Origin of the sequence: Avibacterium sp. 21-595, assembly GCF_023611905.1 — a bacterium.
Classification (GTDB): Bacteria; Pseudomonadota; Gammaproteobacteria; order Enterobacterales; family Pasteurellaceae; genus Avibacterium.
This window is the reverse complement of record NZ_CP091455.1, coordinates 296,615-315,789: the sequence shown is the minus strand read 5'-3', so window position 1 is coordinate 315,789 and position 19,175 is coordinate 296,615. Positions and strand designations below refer to the sequence as shown.

Annotated in this window: 15 protein-coding genes; 5 read left to right on the top strand and 10 right to left on the bottom strand. The window is 40.8% G+C overall.

The window, feature by feature from the left end; all coding sequences use genetic code 11:
- Positions 1 to 105 precede the first annotated feature (105 nt).
- The 9 genes from L4F92_RS01415 to L4F92_RS01375 all read right to left on the bottom strand — a co-directional run bounded on the left by L4F92_RS01415 (position 106) and on the right by L4F92_RS01375 (position 10,959).
- Positions 106 to 1,902, bottom strand: coding sequence for a DEAD/DEAH box helicase (locus L4F92_RS01415; RefSeq protein WP_250363933.1), 1,797 nt, complete (start codon positions 1,900 to 1,902; stop codon positions 106 to 108).
- Positions 1,903 to 2,043: 141 nt separating this feature from the next.
- Positions 2,044 to 2,940 (bottom strand): lipoprotein NlpI, encoded by an 897-nt coding sequence (gene nlpI, locus L4F92_RS01410; RefSeq protein ID WP_250364525.1) that lies wholly within the window; start codon positions 2,938 to 2,940, stop codon positions 2,044 to 2,046.
- A gap of 104 nt (positions 2,941 to 3,044) precedes the next feature.
- Positions 3,045 to 5,180 (bottom strand): polyribonucleotide nucleotidyltransferase, encoded by a 2,136-nt coding sequence (gene pnp / locus L4F92_RS01405; RefSeq protein WP_250363932.1) that lies wholly within the window; start codon positions 5,178 to 5,180, stop codon positions 3,045 to 3,047.
- A gap of 273 nt (positions 5,181 to 5,453) precedes the next feature.
- The gene (locus tag L4F92_RS01400; RefSeq protein ID WP_250351632.1) at positions 5,454 to 6,056 is read right to left on the bottom strand and encodes a NapC/NirT family cytochrome c; all 603 of its coding nucleotides are present in this window, start codon (positions 6,054 to 6,056) and stop codon (positions 5,454 to 5,456) included.
- Between the two features lie 11 nt (positions 6,057 to 6,067).
- Positions 6,068 to 6,499 (bottom strand): nitrate reductase cytochrome c-type subunit, encoded by a 432-nt coding sequence (locus L4F92_RS01395; protein WP_250363931.1) that lies wholly within the window; start codon positions 6,497 to 6,499, stop codon positions 6,068 to 6,070.
- A 1-nt stretch (position 6,500) separates the two neighbouring features.
- On the bottom strand, positions 6,501 to 7,364 hold the full coding sequence (gene napH, locus L4F92_RS01390) for a quinol dehydrogenase ferredoxin subunit NapH (protein ID WP_250363930.1): 864 nt from the start codon (positions 7,362 to 7,364) through the stop codon (positions 6,501 to 6,503).
- A complete protein-coding gene (gene napG, locus L4F92_RS01385) occupies positions 7,364 to 8,116 on the bottom strand; it encodes a ferredoxin-type protein NapG (RefSeq protein WP_250363929.1) in 753 nt (250 codons plus the stop codon). Before napG ends, napH begins: the two co-directional genes overlap by 1 nt.
- Before the next feature lie 45 nt (positions 8,117 to 8,161).
- Positions 8,162 to 10,642 (bottom strand): nitrate reductase catalytic subunit NapA, encoded by a 2,481-nt coding sequence (napA, locus tag L4F92_RS01380; protein WP_250351411.1) that lies wholly within the window; start codon positions 10,640 to 10,642, stop codon positions 8,162 to 8,164.
- Positions 10,643 to 10,668: 26 nt separating this feature from the next.
- Positions 10,669 to 10,959 carry a chaperone NapD gene (locus tag L4F92_RS01375; protein WP_250363928.1) on the bottom strand — a complete coding sequence of 97 codons (291 nt, stop codon included), beginning with the start codon at positions 10,957 to 10,959 and terminating at the stop codon, positions 10,669 to 10,671.
- 314 nt (positions 10,960 to 11,273) lie between these two features.
- On the opposite strand from L4F92_RS01375, the gene narQ reads away from it, so the two are divergent.
- From narQ to rpoH, 5 genes are all read left to right on the top strand, one after another.
- A complete protein-coding gene (gene narQ / locus L4F92_RS01370; protein WP_250363927.1) occupies positions 11,274 to 12,977 on the top strand; it encodes a nitrate/nitrite two-component system sensor histidine kinase NarQ in 1,704 nt (567 codons plus the stop codon).
- A gap of 15 nt (positions 12,978 to 12,992) precedes the next feature.
- The gene (gene murB / locus L4F92_RS01365) at positions 12,993 to 14,027 is read left to right on the top strand and encodes a UDP-N-acetylmuramate dehydrogenase (protein WP_250363926.1); all 1,035 of its coding nucleotides are present in this window, start codon (positions 12,993 to 12,995) and stop codon (positions 14,025 to 14,027) included.
- A 33-nt stretch (positions 14,028 to 14,060) separates the two neighbouring features.
- A complete protein-coding gene (locus L4F92_RS01360) occupies positions 14,061 to 14,384 on the top strand; it encodes a DUF2322 family protein (RefSeq protein ID WP_250363925.1) in 324 nt (107 codons plus the stop codon).
- Positions 14,384 to 15,334, top strand: a complete 951-nt coding sequence (tehA, locus tag L4F92_RS01355) for a dicarboxylate transporter/tellurite-resistance protein TehA (protein WP_250363924.1) — start codon at positions 14,384 to 14,386, stop codon at positions 15,332 to 15,334. Before L4F92_RS01360 ends, tehA begins: the two co-directional genes overlap by 1 nt.
- 186 nt (positions 15,335 to 15,520) lie before the next feature.
- On the top strand, positions 15,521 to 16,366 hold the full coding sequence (rpoH, locus tag L4F92_RS01350; RefSeq protein WP_250364524.1) for an RNA polymerase sigma factor RpoH: 846 nt from the start codon (positions 15,521 to 15,523) through the stop codon (positions 16,364 to 16,366).
- Between the two features lie 431 nt (positions 16,367 to 16,797).
- Here the strand turns inward: rpoH and lptD are convergent, their stop codons facing one another.
- Entirely contained in the window at positions 16,798 to 19,143 is a 2,346-nt protein-coding gene (gene lptD / locus L4F92_RS01345; RefSeq protein ID WP_250363923.1) for an LPS assembly protein LptD, read from the bottom strand.
- Positions 19,144 to 19,175: the final 32 nt, after the last annotated feature.

Below are 19,175 nucleotides of genomic sequence, written 5' to 3'. Positions count from 1 at the left end.
ACAAAAAATTTATGTGCAAGTTCCCGCTTTACGGAAAATGTACCGCCTTATATTTTACGATAAAAATAAAAAATAGCCCCAAGGGGCTATTTTCAACAACTAAAATTATCTTTTTCTTGAACGAGATTTAAAACCACCTTCATCAAAAGTGCGGTGATTTTTTTCTTTAAATTTGCGTTCACCTTTGCCGCGGGCAAAACGCTCATCAGCGCGACTTTTGCCTTTTCCAGAAAAGCCTTTTCCTTTCCCCTCGCCCCCTTTCACTTCACCAAGGAAAGACATTTGCATTGCTTTGTTCATTACACGAGTTTTCGCGAAATGATTGAGCAATTCTTTCGGCATTCCTTGTGGTAATTCAATGGTGGAATGACTATCGTAAAGTTTGATATGCCCAATATAACGGCTGTTAATATCCCCTTCATTGGCAATGGCACCAACAATATGACGCACTTCAACACCATCTAAACGTCCGACTTCAATGCGGTATAAATCCATCGGCTGCGGATTACCATAGCCACGGCGTTCAGCTGAACGTGGATTCTCACGGCGGCTACGCTCCCTTGGGGTATGTTTATCAAATACAGGATCTGGTGGGAGAATTAATTTTTGTTTACCTTGTAATAGCATTAGCATTGCAGCAGCAATGTCTTCCTGATCTTGATCAGCGGTGAATAGATCTTCTAATAAGCTACGATATTGTTCTAGATCGTGATGCTCTAGCTGTTTGGTAATTTGTGCCACGAATTTTTTACGGCGGCAAGCCTGTAATGCTTCGTGGTTTGGAATTTCCACTTCTTCAATTGGCTTTTTGGTTAAGCGTTCAATATTTTTTAACAAGCGGTTTTCTCTTGGTTCAACAAAAAGTAAAGCTCGCCCTGCGCGTCCTGCACGACCGGTTCGCCCAATACGGTGAACATAACTTTCTGCATCAAGAGGAATATCATAATTTACCACTAAACTAATACGCTCAACATCCAAACCACGCGCAGCAACATCAGTGGCGACGAGTATATCTAAACTGCCGTTACGCAGACGGTCTAGAGTTTGCTCACGCAATTGTTGCGTCATATCCCCATTTAGTGCTGCTGCACGGAAGCCGTGTTTTTCCAGTAACTCAGTAATATCAAGGGTGGCAGTTTTGGTACGTGCAAAGATAATCGCCGCATCAAATTCTTCCACTTCAAGAAAACGCAATAATGCCTCGTTTTTACGAAATCCACGAACATACCAACAGCTCTGTGTAATATCCGGTGCGGTGCGTTGTGTAGATTGAATTTTCACCTCTTTTGGCTCGTGCATAAAGCGTTTCGTAATACGGCGAATAGGTTCGGGCATTGTTGCCGAAAATAAGGCTGTTTGATGCTTCTCTGGCAGTGCTGCCATTACTGTTTCCACATCGTCAATAAAGCCCATACGTAACATTTCATCTGCTTCATCTAAAACAATGGCTTTTAATTCAGAAAGATCAAGAGTGTTACGTCTAAGGTGATCTAAAATACGCCCCGGTGTCCCCACCACCACTTGCGCCCCTTGTTTTAAAGCACGCAATTGAATGTCATAACGTTGTCCACCGTAAAGGGTAACAATATTGATGCCTTTGGCATATTTCATAAATTGCTCACAAGCATCTGCCACTTGAATGGCAAGCTCGCGGGTTGGTGCCATCACTAACATTTGTGGCATTTTTTTATTTGGCTCAATTTGAGCTAAGAGTGGGAGAGAAAAAGCAGCGGTTTTTCCACTCCCTGTTTGTGCCATTCCAAGCACATCATCACCCGCTAAAAGGTGAGGGATACAAGCCTGTTGGATTGGTGAAGGGGATTCAAATCCCATATCTGTTACAGCATTAAGGATAAATTCAGGAAGTCCTAAATCATTAAAAGTGATGTTTGTTTCAGTCATTAAAATACTCGAATATAAAAGGAAAGCTCAATTACTTTCAGTTTGGCAAAGCCGAGGTGTTACTAATAGATAGCAGCTTTGCGGATAACATTGTTGAAAATTTTTACGTTTTACAACACCAAATCTAGGTAAATACCTAGCTTATTTTGCTTGCTGACGTTTTAATTTCGCCAATTCAAGCACTGCAAAACGATACTCAACAAAGTTATACACCTGATTCGCTATGGTCAGTTTAAACAGATTTTCTGCTTTTTCTTTTTGACCCAAATTGAGTTGTTGTTTTGCTAGATAAAAATAGGTTTCGGTCAATACTTCAGCATAAGGGATTTTTTGCGTTTCAGCAAATTCTCTCCCTTGCTGTTGTAGCTCTGCAAGCGATAACTGACCTAAATAATATTGCACAATATAACTGCCCCACTGCTTTTGCGAGAGTGCAGGGGCTTGTTGTGCTAACTGCTGTTTAGCCTTTTTAGGATTGATTTCTAGTTCATTGAGGTATAACCATAATGCACGGTAAGCATCGCTTTGATCTTGTTGATAAAACTGCAAAAAGTCCTGCTGTGCAAGTGGATAACGCGCTATATAATAAAAACCTAAACCTCGATTGAATAGGCTATATTCATCTTTTGGATTAAATTCCAATGCCACATTAAACGCTTCTAAAGCCTCATCATAATTTTCATTAATAAGCTGATAGACGCCTAAATAATTATAAAGTGCGGCATTTTTTGGCTGAAAAATTAAAGACTGCAAAAAGTCATAACGTGCTAATCCCCAAAGACCAAGAGCGTCATACAGCACGCCTCGCTCAAAATGTAAGGAAGCACGATCTTTTTTATCCATTCCGCCAATTTGTAATACTTGGCTAATCCGAGCAATCATAATTTCTTGCTCAAGATGGCTATTTGGTGTCTGTGTCGCAATGAGCAATTTATTTTTTGCCATAAATGGTTGCGAATCTACACAGCCGACAAGTAACAACGCAAAACACCAGATTGAAAACAATCTGAGAGATTTTATACGCCAATTACATTGCATCATTGTTTAGCCTTAGCTTTTTAGCTTAAGTATACCTGACTGACAATGTCAGCCAGTTTTCCATTAAGGAAAATAGCTCCCTAACAAGTAGGGAGCAGAGTTTGTTATTCTTGCTCGCTAACGTCAAGCACAATCTCTTCTGGTTGGCTTGTTTCTTGTTTTGGAGCAATATCTTTCATCGTTAAACGGATACGACCTTGACGATCAATCTCAACCACTTTCACGCTCACTTCCTGACCAACAGTCAAGTAATCACTTACTTTCTCTACACGTTCATCAGCAATTTGTGAAATGTGAACTAAGCCTTCTTTATTGCCTACTAATGAAACAAATGCACCGAAATCAGCAAGGCGAGTTACTTTACCTTGATAGATTGCACCCGCTTCCACTTCTGCAGTGATATCTTGAATGCGAGCCATTACTTCTTTCACCGCATTATTATCCACGGCTGCGATTTTCACTGTACCGTCATCATCAATATCAATCGAGGTACCCGTTTCTTCCGTTAATGAGCGGATCACAGCACCACCTTTACCGATCACATCTTTAATTTTCTTCGGATCGATTTTCATCGTGTGAATACGCGGTGCAAAATCTGAAATATCTTCACGCGGTGCAGGAATGGCTTGTTCCATTACACCAAGAATGTGCATTCTTGCCCCTTTCGCTTGATTAAGCGCAATTTGCATAATTTCAGGCGTAATTCCTTCAATTTTGATATCCATTTGCAGTGCAGTTACCCCTTCGCGTGTCCCTGCAACTTTAAAGTCCATATCACCTAAGTGATCTTCATCACCTAAAATATCAGAAAGCACGACAAATTTTTCGTCTTCTTTCACTAAGCCCATTGCAATACCCGCAACCGCCGCTTTAATTGGTACACCCGCATCCATTAAAGCTAATGATGCGCCACATACTGAAGCCATTGATGAAGAACCATTTGATTCGGTAATTTCAGAAACAACACGAACAACATAAGGGAATTCGCTCAAACTAGGCATTACCGCAGCCACGCCACGTTTTGCCAAGCGACCGTGACCAATCTCACGGCGTTTTGGTGAGCCGATCATACCCGTTTCACCCACAGAATATGGCGGGAAGTTGTAGTGGAATAAGAAATGATCGGTTTTTTCACCAGTTAATTCATCAATAATTTGTGCATCACGCTCTGTACCTAAGGTTGCCACTGCCAACGCTTGAGTTTCACCACGAGTGAAAATCGCTGAACCATGTGTACGTGGTAATACACCGGTACAAATATCCAACGCACGCACCGTATCCACGGTACGACCGTCAATACGAGGCTCACCATTTAAAATGCGTGAACGAACGATTTGACTTTCAAGTGCGGTAATAATATCAACAATTTTTCCTTCACTGATGGTTTCATCTTCCGCTGTGAGTTGGCTCACAACGTCTGCTTTAATCGCATCAATTTGCTCATAACGTGATTGTTTTTCGGTAATACGATAAGCATCGCCTAAACGGCTTTCGGCTAATGCTTTCACTTTATCAATCAACGCAGTATCTGGTGCTGGAGGCTGCCAATCCCAACGAGGTTTACCTGCTTCTTGAGCAAATTCTTTAATCGCTTCAATCACCACTTGTTGCTGTTGATGACCGAACACCACTGCGGCTAACATTTGTTCTTCGGTTAAAATATCCGCTTCCGATTCCACCATTAATACGGCTTTATCGGTGCCTGCTACCACTAAGTCTAAACGGCTTTGTTTTTGTTCGCTCGTGGTTGGGTTTAAAACAAATTGACCATCAATAAAACCAACGCGCGCCGCACCAATTGGTCCGTTAAATGGCACGCCTGAAAGAGTAAGTGCCGCAGAAGCCCCAATCATTGCGACTAAATCAGGGCTAATTTGTGGATTTACCGAAACCACGGTTGCCACGATTTGAATTTCGTTGAAAAAGCCTTCAGGGAATAATGGACGAATTGGACGATCGATTAAACGTGCAATTAAGGTTTCACCTTCTGATGGACGGCCTTCACGTTTGAAAAATCCTCCCGGAATACGTCCCGCTGCATAAGTACGCTCTTGATAATTTACCGTTAATGGGAAGAAATCTTGTCCTTCTTTAACCTCTTTTTTCGCTACCACAGTAACGAAAACGCTGGTATCGTCCATACTCGCCATCACTGCTGCCGTGGCTTGACGGGCAATTGCACCGGTTTCTAAGGTTACCGTGTGCTGACCATATTTAAATTGTTTAACAATTGGATTCACAATATTTTCCTTTCAATTAAATGAAATAAGTGCGGAATATTCCGCGTGAAATGCTTTTCGTAAATCAACCTTTTATCTAACCAGTTGATTTCACTACTTTTCCCAATTGCGACTAGCAAAAATCATCTCAAAAAAAGACCGCACTTAATCTCTTACCAAAGATCATTTTTGATAGCCGCACGCCAACGGGAAAATAAAAAGCCCTGCTATTATACAGGGCTTTTTCGTTTATTGATACCAATTCAACCAAATATCTTTTTCGCTGAGGAAAAATTAGTGTTCTTTGCTACCTTCAGCTTTCTCTGGAAGGAAACCTGATCTCACGTCTTTCATATTCGGTAAGTGGTGAGCAATCCCTTTATGGCAATCAATACAGGTTTTCCCTTCTTTAATCGCCATCGCGTGCATTTTCTCTGCCACTGTTTTTTGTTGCGTGAAATCCATTGCCTCAAAATTATGACAGTTGCGACATTCTTGTGAGTTATTGGCTTTCATTCTTGCCCATTCACGTTCTGCCATTTCTAGGCGAGCAGCTTCAAATTTTTCTTTGGTGTCCACTTTACCTGTAAGGTGTGCATAAACTTCTGTTGCTGCTTTGATTTTTCTTGCCCATTTAGGAATAAATTCGTGCGGTAAATGGCAGTTCGCACAAGTGGCTTTCACGCCTGTGCGGTTCATATAATGCACAGATTGGCGATATTCTGGCACAACATCATTCATATGACAGCTTGAACAGAATTCTTCCGTATTGGTATGTTCAAGAGCGGTGTTAAATCCTCCCCAAAAGAGAATACCAGCAATAAACGATAACGTGATTAAAACACCGACTGCCATACGACTCGGTGAGCGAAACCAATGCCAAAACTTTTTGATCAATTTCAACATTTTTATTCTCCGTAACCTTTCATAGGTTTAAATTCATTTGGCACGATTGGCTCGACATCAGACTGTGAAACGTGGCATTGTAAGCAGAAATAACGTCTTGGTGAGGTTTCACCGCCCACAATGTTGCCTTGGCGATCCATAAAGTGCGTTGGGCTAATGCGTGTTGCCCCTGTAATGCGTGATGCTTCAACACTGTGGCAGTTTAAGCACTGATTGACATTTTTCGTCACTTGATAATTTTTCACACTATGTGGAATTGTTGGTGGCTGATTTACATAGTTAAGTGCTGGCAGCTCACTTTGTTTTGGTACATTGTGGAAAGCTGGCTTCACATCTTCTGCCGCCCCTTGTAAATAGTTGTCAATGTTATCTTCCGCTGCCATTACGCTGGTGGCGAAAAGTGCGGTTAAAATTACTAAGGTTTTTTTAATCATTTTATTCCCCCGAATGATTAAATCTAGTGGTAAAAGTAAATACGTTTTCAGCACAAACATCAATGCAACGTCCGCAACTGATACAATCTTTAGAAAGCACGAGCAGGCTTTCGTCTTTTTTGCCGTGCAATGGGCTACGTAACACTTGTGGCTCAGGGCAAACATTGTAGCAATCCATACAATTATCACAGCGTGTGCGATCAATGACTTTAATACGTGCAATGCTTTTCGCACCAATTAAGCCATAAGTTGCCCCGATAGGGCATAAATGCCCACACCAGCCATGCTCTGCAATCAATAAATCAAATAAAAATATCGCTAAAATTAACCAAGTCGTTGCACCAAAGCCATAAATTAACGCACGTCCAAATGCACTCACCGGGTTGATCCATTCCCACAACATAATGCCACTCATTGCACTGCCGATAAGAATCATCAATAAAATACCGTAGCGTAATCCACGTGGGATTTTGGCATTTTGCCGAATGCCTAATTTACGTCTTAACCAAGCTGCACTGTCGGTAACAAGGTTTAACGGACAAACCCAGCCACAAAATATTTTGCTTCCTAACAAAGCATAAAGGGCGATCACAATACTCGCACCAAGTAGCGTTGTGAAGTTTGGTAAATGACCTGTTGCAAGGCTTTCTGCGGTAATGAGGGGATCACTCATTGGGATTAAATCTAAAAATAGACTCCCACTATAATTGCCACGCAAAATCCACACGCCAAGCCAAGGGCCACTTAGAAACATTGCGAGAATGCTTAACTGGGTTAAACGACGCCAAAACAAAAAGCGATTAGCACGCCATAAACCAAGCTTTTCTCTTGCTTCTCTTCCTGCATATTTCGGTGAATTTGCCATTAACGCCCCTCCGGTTTGCGTACAGGTAGAGAAATCATATCCTCAGGGGCAAGAGAATGCCCTGCCTTTTCTTTTTCTTGCCAACCTAAGCGATAATGTTTACCCAACATTCCTTTTGCTAAAGAGAGAGGTAACACTTTAATTGCCGCCTCGTCCAGTACGCAGGCCTCTTCACATTTTCCGCAACCTGTGCAAGCCTCAGAATGCACAGTTGGGATAAATAATGCGTGTTTACCCGTGCGATCATTACGTTGCATTTCTAACGTGATCGCTTTGTCAATAAGCGGACAAACGCGATAACACACATCACAGCGTAAGCCTTGCCAATTTAAGCAAGTTTCGTGATCTAGCAACACCGATAAGCCCATTCGAGCGTCGTTAATATTATTCTGTGTAGAATCTAACGCCCCACTTGGACAGGCTTTTGCACAAGGAATATCTTCACACATTTCGCAAGGTTTCTCCCGTGCGATAAAGTAAGGTGTGCCAGCTTCCATAGGTGAAAGCAAGGAAGCAAGATGTAACATTTCATAAGGACAGGCTTGCACACATTGTCCGCAGCGAATACAGGCAGCGGCGAATTTTTTCTCATCTTCAAGGGCAAACGGTGGACGTAATGCCACGCCTTGACGTGCAAGGCTTTGCTCTTGTTGAAGTCCGAGTAAAATGCCAAGACCTGCTAATCCGCCCGCAGTACGAGCAGCGTCTTTAAAAAATTTACGGCGTTCCGGTGTTTGGGTTAATTTTTTCATCGTTTTTTCACCGCACTTTAGCTATATCAAAGTGCGGTTATTTTTTTAAGCTTTTTCCACTTTAACGGCACATTTTTTGAAGTCCGTTTCTTTAGAAATAGGATCGGTTGCATCTAACGTAAGTTTATTAGCAAGCTGACCTGCATCAAAGAAAGTGGTAAAGACTAAGCCTTCAGGACATTTATTACGTCCACGGGTATCCACATAAGAAATAATTTCACCACGACGTGAAGACACTTTGATCTTATCACCATGACGTAATCCCCGTTTTTTCGCATCATTTGGGTGCATCCAAACGACGTTATTCGGGAATGAACGGTGTAATTCAGGAACACGGCGAGTCATTGTGCCAGTATGCCAATGTTCTAATACACGCCCCGTAGATAACCATAAATCATATTCTTCATCAGGCACTTCCGCTGGTGGCTCATAAGGAACCGCTAAGATCACGGCACGTTTATCAGGCTGACCATAGAATGCCACGCCTTCACCAGCTTTGACATAAGGATCATAGCCTTCACGATAACGCCACAATGTCTCTTTGCCATCAACCACAGGCCAACGTAAACCACGTGCTTTATGATAGAGATCATAATCTGCTAAATCATGTCCATGTCCACGACCGAAAGAGGCATATTCTTCAAATAATCCTTTTTGAATGTAGAAACCAAAATCATAAGCTTCATCATTTAGGCGATCATTTAGCTCTGCATTAGAATATTTATCTACATTACCGTTGCGGTATAACACCTCATATAATGTTTTGCCTTTAAATTCTGGATTTGCATCTAAAATGTCAGCGGGCCAGACTTCATCCGTTGTGAAGTATTTTGAAAATTCTACTAATTGCCATAAGTCAGATTTTGCTTCACCCGGTGCTTTCACTTGCTGACGCCATACTTGTGTGCGGCGTTCGGCATTACCGTAAGCCCCTTCTTTTTCTACCCACATTGCGGTTGGTAACATTAAATCTGCGGCTAATGCGGAGACTGTTGGATAGGGATCGGAAACCACGATAAAGTTTTCAGGATTACGCCAACCCGGGAAAGTTTCTTGATTGATATTTGGGCCACCTTGCATATTGTTAGTACACATTTGCCATAACACACGCATTTTGCCATCTTTTAATGCACGGCTTTGTGCCACAGCGTGATAGCCTAGTTTATCGGTGATCACACCTGCTGGAATTTTCCACGTTTTCTCTGCTTTAGCACGATGTTCAGGTTTTGTTACCACCATATCAGCCGGTAAGCGGTGGATAAAGGTACCCACTTCACGCGCGGTACCACAAGCAGATGGCTGACCGGTTAATGAGAATGGTCCACAGCCCGGAATGGAGATTTTCCCAGTTAATAAGTGAATGTTATAAATCAAGTGGTTTGCCCACACACCACGCGTATGTTGGTTAAAGCCCATTGTCCAGAACGAAACAATTTTTCGTTTTGGATCGGCATAAAGCTGCGCCAAACTTTCAAGTTGCTCTTTTGGTACGCCTGACATTTCGTGTGCTTTATCAAGGGTATATTCAGACACAAGGGCTTTGAGTTCTTCAAAGTTACTGTCATACATTTTACCGCTATTAGCATTTTTTGCTGCTTTTTGGCGCGGATCGCTATCACGCAAGCCATAACCAATATCGGTTTCACCACGTTTAAATTTAGTATGTTTATTAACGAAATCCCAATTAATCGCGTCATTTTGAATTAAATAATTAATGATGTAGTTCAAGATCACTAAATCTGATTGTGGTGTGAAAACCATTCCATTATCGGCAAGTTCAAAACTGCGATGCTCAAAGGTAGAAAGCACGGCCACTTTAACATCAGGATTAGATAAACGGCGATCAGAAATACGCGACCATAAAATTGGGTGCATTTCTGCCATATTTGAACCCCACAACACGAAAGCTTCTGCTTCTTCAATATCGTTATAGCAACCCATCGGCTCATCAATACCAAAGGTACGCAAAAATGCAACCGCCGCGGAAGCCATACAATGACGCGCATTTGGATCAATATTATTAGAACGGAAACCAGCTTTCCAAAGTTTGGCTTTCGCGTAACCTTCAAAAATGGTGCTTTGCCCAGAGGTGAACATTCCCACTCCATTCGGACCACGTTCTTTCATTGCCGCCAAGAATTTTTCTTTCATCGTTTTGAAAGCGGTATCCCAAGTTACTGGCGTGAAATCACCATTTTTATCATATTTACCGTCTTTCATACGTAACATTGGCTGAGTTAGACGGTCTTTTCCATACATAATTTTTGGTAAGAAGTAACCTTTAATACAGTTTAATCCACGGTTTACTTCCGCATCAGGATCCCCTTGTGATGCCACAACACGTCCATTTTGCGTACCAATTAATACTCCACAGCCTGTACCACAGAAACGGCAAACACCCTTGTCCCATTTGATACTGTTATCCTGTGTGGCTTCCACATTTTTTACTGGAATGGTTAATCCAGCAACCGCTGCAGCGGCAACGGCTGCATTGGTTTTCATAAAGTCTCGGCGACTTAAATTCATCTCATTTCCCCCACGAGTATGATTAATTATTCATCATTGCCTTCATCTTGTTGATGATAGACTAAAGATACGGTAATCACGCCATCAATATTGCGTGCTTGCTCCATTTGCTCGAGCAAAAGATGTTGATCGTGCGATTGCATCACCACCACCAACTTGCCTTTTTCAACATCTTCGGCAGGCACTTCGGTATAAGGTACCGCTAAAAGTGCGGTCTTAATTTTTTCAATTTTTTGCGGATTACATTGAACAATCACGCCACAAACGTTCCAATCTTCCGCTTTATCCATTGGGATAGTCGAGTGTTTATTTAACATTTTTATTCCTGTGGATATATCATATATTGAGCGCTAGTAGGTTCACTCAATTTTATTTAAATGGTGATATTGACCACGACTCAAATAACTTTTACTAGGCTTACTATTCTCTTGAGGGATTGGTCTATTTTTAATAACCTAAATTAAGTATTTATCCGATTAAAAACTCATTTATTGTTTTAGATCAAAATTATTCCAGTGTCAGATAAGGCGATAAATTACTTCCTTTAACTCATTGACTAACATTTCTATGAAAAAAGAATTTTTTTGTTAAAATGCTGAAAGATTAGAATTATATTTGATACTAAAAATTCGTGAAAATAAGAAAACACTCTGTTGCCACCAAAATTGCTAATTACTTGCTACTTATTATTATTTTTGCAACGGTGATTAGTGTATTAAGTTTAATTATTATGCTAAGTAATAAATCTGATGCCGAATTAATCAATATATCCGGTTCATTACGAATGCAAAGTTATCGTATTTTATACGAAATGGAACATGCACCTGAGTTAGTGTCAAAAAATTTACTTCAATACCGTTCCACCTTACATTCCTCTACCTTAACGGATATTAACCATCAGTTTTTTATGCCCAATGATATTAAGCAGGCTTATCAACATCTGATTGTACGTTGGAAGGAAATGGAGAATTATGCCAAACAAATGAATTATCCTTCCTATCAAAAAGAAGTAGCAAACTACGTTGCTGAAGTGAACCAATTTGTTGAAGATTTACAACATTTTGCTGAGAAAAAACTTTATCTTGCAGTATATTGCATTCTTTTTGCAATGCTTTCTATTGTCGCAATGGTGTCTTATGTGGTGTGGTTTACCAAAAAACAAATGGTAAAACCGTTGGAAAAATTAGCCTTAGCAAGTACCCAAGTGCAAATTGGGCAATTCAACCACATTCCACTAGATAGTAATAATAATGATGAAATCGGACGACTTGCGTTAGTTTTTACCCAAATGGCGAGTGATTTGAAAAAGCTGTATGCAGGGCTGGAAGAAAAGGTCAATGAGAAAACACAAAAATTGAGCCAAGCTAACCGCTCTCTTTCAATGCTTTACCAATGTTCTCAATTAGTTACCACGAATAATATCGATCCTACGTTACTCAAGCAAGTCTTAAAACAAATAAAAGTCAATGAACATTTACGCTATATTGAATTACTGGTATATGGCGCAGAACATTGGAATATCCAGCTCGGTGAGAAAGAAGCCCCACTCTCAACACAACAAATGGAACTTTGTGTTGAAGGGGATAAACTTGGGCGACTGTCTTGGCAAGCGGGGCTGCCTTGCCCTGATTTGCGCACAATGCAAAATGTCTCACAAATGTTGAGCCGTTCACTGTATTTCCACCATACGCAACGTCAGCAACAACAGCTTTTATTAATGGAAGAGCGGTCAATTATTGCACGAGAATTACACGATTCATTGGCACAAGTGCTGGCGTATTTACAAATTCAACTCACCTTGCTAAAGCACAATCTGAACAAGGATGGCGAGCAAAATAAAGAAAAAAGCCTGACAATTATTCGTGATTTTGAACAAGCCTTAAATGATGGTTATGTTCAACTGCGCGAATTGCTTGCCACCTTCCGTTTAACGGTGCAAGAAGCAAATTTACAGCTTGCACTTGAACAAGTGATTGACTCTTTACGCAATCAAACAACAATGAAAATGCGGGTGGAATGTAGTTTACCGTCTCACACTTTCAATGCGCAACAGCTCGTACACGCCTTGCAAATTGTCCGCGAGGCAGCATTAAATGCGATTAAACATTCTCAAGGTACAGAAATTGAAGTGGTTGCTCACACCAATGAAGACGGAGAATATGAGCTGTTGGTGCGAGATAATGGCGTGGGCATTCCTAGCCTCGATGAACCAGCTGGGCATTACGGTTTAAATATAATGAATGAACGCAGCGCCCAACTCAATGCTATACTAAGCATCAATAATCGCCCTGAAGGCGGTACAGAAGTGAAAATGACACTGCCAAATAAATTATAGACGTTAAGGAATAAAATGGAAAATCTTCAACCATTTCATACATTTGGAATAAATGCGCAAGCAAAAATTGTAAAAAAAATCACCGCACTTGAACAAATCCTCCCTCTTTGGCAAGAAGCTCAACAGCAACAGCTTCCCGTGCTTTTTCTTGGGCAAGGTAGCAATGTGTTATTTGTGGAAGATTTTAACGGAATCGTACTGATAAATGCGTTAAAAGGCATTGAACATCACCAAGATGAGCACTTTCATTATCTTCACGTCCAAGGGGGCGAAAATTGGCACGAGCTGGTTCACTGGAGCTTGGAACAAGGTATTTATGGTTTGGAAAATTTGGCATTAATCCCCGGCTGTGTCGGCTCCGCCCCAATCCAGAATATCGGTGCTTACGGGGTAGAATTTAAAGATCTGTGCGATTATGTAGAGGTACTTAACCTTAATACAGGCGAAATCTTCCGTTTAAACAAGGCTGAATGTCAATTTGGCTACCGTGAAAGCCTCTTCAAACATCAATATAAAGAGGGGTATATGATTGTTGCAGTCGGATTAAAATTAGCTAAAGATTGGCAGCCTGTATTAAGTTATGGCACCCTTTCGCGTTTTGATCCTGCGACGGTAAAAGCCGAAGACATTTTCACTGAAGTCTGTACGGTACGCCGTGCGAAGTTGCCTAATCCACAAGAATTGGGCAACGCAGGAAGTTTTTTCAAAAATCCCGTTATTTCCAGCGCACTTTTTGCACAATTAAAACACCAATACCCCGAGATACCGAACTATCCGCAGCCAGATGGCACGGTGAAGTTAGCCGCCGGTTGGCTCATTGATCAATGTGGCTTAAAAGGCTATCAACTTGGTGGTGCGGCAGTACATCAAAATCAAGCGTTGGTACTGATTAATAAGGCACAAGCAAGTGGTAAAGATGTGGCGAACCTTGCCCATCATATTCGTCAAACTGTGGCAGAAAAATTTGCGGTGTATTTACAACCTGAAGTTCGTTTTGTCGGTGCGAAAGGCGAAATTGACAGCGAACAATTTATTTCATCGCAACATTAATCATTATTATCATTTAACTAAAAAGGAAACAAAATGGATTTCAAAACAATTTTAGAAACCTTACCTACTATCGATCACCTTTCGGGCTTAAGCGTATTTGACGGTGAAACACCACTTCATCACATTCCTGCCATTGCTGGCAAACTTGGCTCATTGCGCGTGTATAATGCCCTTGCGCAAGAATTTAACGGAAAATTAGACCGCACTTGTGCAGAGAAAGGTTTGCAACTTTTCGCTGAACATACAGCGGATGCGAAACAATTCCCCGGTAAACACCCCAATATTGATTTATTGTTTGCTGTGATAACAGAAGGAAAAGAATACCGCCTTGTACCTGCAATAGCAGAGGGAAAATAATGTCGCAAGCCAAGCCTTTTCCTATTGGGGTAAACTATTTCAGTATTGTATTGGGCATTTCTGCACTCGGTTTAGCGTGGCGTTATAGTGCTAATGTGTTGGCTGTGCCAACGCTTATCGCAGAAACCTTGATCGGCTTTGCAGCCTTGCTTTGGGGGATACTATTTTCGATTTATGTGTATAAATGGATACGCTATCCCATCCAAGCTAAAGCAGAATTGCATCACCCAATTTTAGGCTGTTTCGTCAGCCTGATCCCAATTACACTTTTATTAATCGCGATGGGATTATCACCTTATAGTAAAGGATTGGCACAATATTTAGTTGGGCTTGGCATTGTGGCACAACTTGCATTTTCTACCTACCGTTACGGTGGATTATGGCGTGGTATTCATCCACAAGATGCCACGACCCCTGTGCTATATTTGCCAACCGTCGCAGCAAATTTCGTCAGTGCAACGGCATTAGGCTTATTAGGTTATTCAGAATTAGGAATGTTATTTTTCGGTGCAGGAGTGATTGCGTGGATTATTCTTGAACCCGCCGTGCAACAACGTTTACGCAATTTAACTGAATTGCCAACAGCAATTCGCCCAACGATTGGTATCCAACTTGCGCCTGCTTTTGTTTGCTGTTCAGCCTATCTTGCCTTAAATGGCGGTCATATTGATTGGATAGTGAAAAGTTTGATCGGATACGGCTTGCTACAATTATTATTTTTAATTCGCCTACTACCTTGGATCGGCAAACAATTCCGTCTCACTTATTGGGCATTTTCATTTGGCTTAGCCTCAATGGCTGGAGTAGGCATTCGTCTTTACGGCAAAGGAGAGAACCTCAGCCTTGCCCTACAACATTTAGGTTTAACGATGTTCATCGTTGCCAGCTTGTGCATCGGATTTCTCATTGTGGCAACACTTAGATTAGTCATAACAAAGCAAATTCCCTAGCTTTGCAATTGACTAAATTAGATTTATTTTATTGCGTAAAAATTTAATCAAAAGAAATGAACTTTCTGATCTCACAATAGTCTAAATTTACAAGAAAAGGATAAATTAATCGTTATAATCGATTGACCTTATAATAAATTATGTTATAAATAAACCCAAATTGGGCATAAAATAAGAAGGAATATGATGAACAAAGATACACAAGCTCTAATGTTAGTTCCTCAAGGCAGCTTAGAAGGCTATATCCGTGCTGCAAACGAATATCCTATGCTAACTGCAGAGGAAGAAAAGGAATTAGCGGAACGTTTGTATTATAAAGAGGATCTTGAGGCAGCCAAAAAATTGATTTTGTCTCATCTTCGCTTTGTGATCCACGTTGCGCGTGGTTATTCTGGTTATGGATTGCCACAAGCTGATTTAATTCAAGAAGGTAACATTGGCTTAATGAAAGCGGTAAAACGCTTTAACCCTGAAGTGGGCGTTCGCCTTGTTTCCTTTGCTGTACATTGGATTAAAGCAGAAATTCACGAATATGTACTACGTAACTGGCGTATCGTCAAAGTGGCAACGACGAAAGCACAACGTAAATTATTCTTTAACCTACGCAAAACTAAACAACGCTTAGGTTGGTTCAATGATAATGAAGTGGATATGGTGGCCGAGGAACTAGGCGTATCAAAACAAGATGTCATTGAAATGGAAAGCCGTATGACAGGAGCAGACGTTGGCTTTGATCTTTCTAATGATGACGATGATGAAAGTTATGCTCCAGCGCTTTATCTTGAGGACAGAAACTCAAATTTTGCCGCAGAATTAGAAAATGAAAATTACGAAACTCAAGCTGCAGATCAGGTTGCCGCAGCGCTTGAAGGTTTAGATGAACGTAGCCAAGATATTATCAAAGCACGTTGGTTAGATGAAAATAAAGCAACGCTACAAGATTTAGCTGCGAAATATAATATTTCCGCTGAACGTGTTCGCCAGCTTGAAACCAATGCACTGAAAAAACTTAAAAGTGCGGTAGCGTTCTAAAGCCAAACAACATAAAAAGCACTGGATTACACCAGTGCTTTTTCATTTATTTTCTTTACATTTTCCCATTACCCATCCTAAATACAAAAAAAAATCAATGACGACTGCTATTGCTCCTTAAAAACAAATCTTGACAGTTTCTATGTAACTCTCACATTCTTAGGAACTTAAATTCCGTTACCCACCATTTTAGGTTTGAGTAATAAACCATTTACTAACACTTCTCAAGAACCTAAAACCATTAGCTTATAACATCTAAACAACCTATTCCAAAATATAAAATAGGGATATTCCGCGTTAAATAACAGATTATTTGAACTGCTAAGTTTTATTACGTAATACAAAAAGTCTGCACCTTAATAAATTGCTTGTTGATTCCAACTTTTAAGATGCAGCTAAAACAATCTATTTTTTACTTTCTTATGATTACTTTAATATAAGCTAAATGATTGAATATAAGGTAATTTTCCTGCTTTTAGCATTTTTTCAATGCCGCTACGGTGATCGGTGGTGCCTAAGCCACGTAACTCAAAATTTACCCCAAAACTATGATCGTAAAGCACTTCGTTTGACGTTTGTCCTTCTTTGCTTGTTACATAACGGCGCGCCCCTACTCCCACCGACCAACAGCAGGTGTTGTATTTTACCCCGAGATATTGCTCAACAGGCTTTTTCAAGGCTAGATCTTGGTAATAATGCCCAACCACTGCCCATTTGTCCGCAATTTCCCACGCGGCCACTAAACCAAGCTGTTTAATGTCTTGATTATACGCATTTGCACCAGTGAGATTTTGGTCAATATATTGCTGGCTGGCATAGCGATAACTTAATTGAACGAGGTTATTACCACTTGGATTAAATTCTAATACGGTATTTGCCAAAGAAGTTTGATGTAAGCTCGTATCATATTGATAACTTGCACGCCAGTTCCATTGTTTATTAATTCGCCAATTGGTTTCTAATGACCAAGAGGAAGTGGAACGATCACTACTATTGTTTGGGTTATTATCAATCCTTGAATCACTGAGGTAATAAATTTGCCCTAAAGAGAGATTAAAACGCTCATTCCCTTCTTTATCATAAAAACGCGTTGTTCCCCCGAGGGTAAACTGATTCGCTGAGGCAATGCGATCTAATCCACTATAACGGCGATCACGGAACAAGGAAAAATAATCTTGTTGCAATAATGCGGAATCATAACCAAAACCAAGATATTGGCTATTTAATTTTGAACCGATATTGCTTTGGTCCTTATAAGGGCGATAAAGATATTGAATATGTGGTTCAATCGTTTGTGTATAGCCATCAAACAAGGTTTCTTTGCTTGCAAATAAGGTTTGAAAATCAACCTTCACTTGTGGCAAGACACGGGTTACCGAGCGTTCAATCTCTTCCGCATTTTGCCCTTTTCCTTTTGTTTGATTATAGTGAGTAGCGTAAAGTTTTGTTTCAATATTCACACTGCCGTAACGGTTTGTAAGCGGAATATTAAGGCTTGGTTCAAGATGATAACGCCAAGCTTTCGGCATTAAGGCACTGTCATTCTCAAAACGCGAAATTTGTGAGAATACGCGGAAATCCATTAAGCCGTTAGCAAGCCCATCGCGATAATAATTAAAATCTAATTGTGGAAAAACACGATAAGGTCCGATATCCACATCGTCAAACACTTGGAACTGTTTCGCCGATAAAGCGAAATTGTAGTTCGGCTGATAGTAAGCAATACGGAAATTTTGATCGGCATAACCATCTGTACTGCGCCCATAAGCAGAATCAAAATCAGAGAAATAACGTTTATCGCTTACCCTTGTGTAATCCACATTTAAACGCCAATTTTCTAAGAAACTGGAACTATGTCGCCAGTGGAATAAATGACGAGAGCGGTTGTCGCCTTGGTAATCATCATAGCGATCACGTGCTAAATATTCTCCTGCAATTAGTCCCTCACCAATTTGCGTGAGATAACGTGTTTCACCGTTAAATTGCCAGCCTCGTTTTGACATATATTTTGGTGTTACGGTCATATCAAAATTGGGGGCAATGTTCCAATAAATTGGCTGTGCATACGAATAACCATCACGGCTAGACATTCCCACATTTGGAATTAACAAACCAGAACGACGGCGATCGCCGATAGGGAGTTGCAAATAAGGGGTATAGAAAATCGGCACGCCATGTACTTTAAAGCGTGCGTGCCACATTTCGGCGTATTCTTCTTGGATATGCTGACGCATTTCACTTGCTTCAATCGACCAACTATTATCATCAGGCAAACAAGACGTAAAAGTCGCATTTTTAAGTAAGCGATAATCATTACGTAGCTCAACGTGTTGTGCATTACCTCGCCCTTGACGCCCAACAAATTGGTAATCTGCGCTCTCTACATCCGCATCTTTATTATTCAAGTTTATCTTGGCAGAATGCCCTGACAAATTGATAAGATTATCTTTATAATCAAACCCCTTCTTAGCATAAGCAAAACGCTGTACATTAGCCCCTTCGCCACGTTGAACAATTTCTGCAATTTGGGTAGTTAAATGGCGATTACCCTGTTTAATCTCAACATCACCCTCATAACGCGCACTAACAGGCTGATTTAATTCTGCGCGATCTGCCTCGATATAAACAGGCAATTGGTTTGGATCGCCCTGCACCACCTCACCTTGAAACTGTGGTACGCCAGCTAAGCATTGCTGCTGTAAACTTGCCCAACTTGGTACACCATAAAGTGCGGTCAAAATTGAGAAAGAAAGCATCGTGTAGTAATTTTTTTTCATTAATAACCCATTTTTTAAGGTGTGAAATTAAG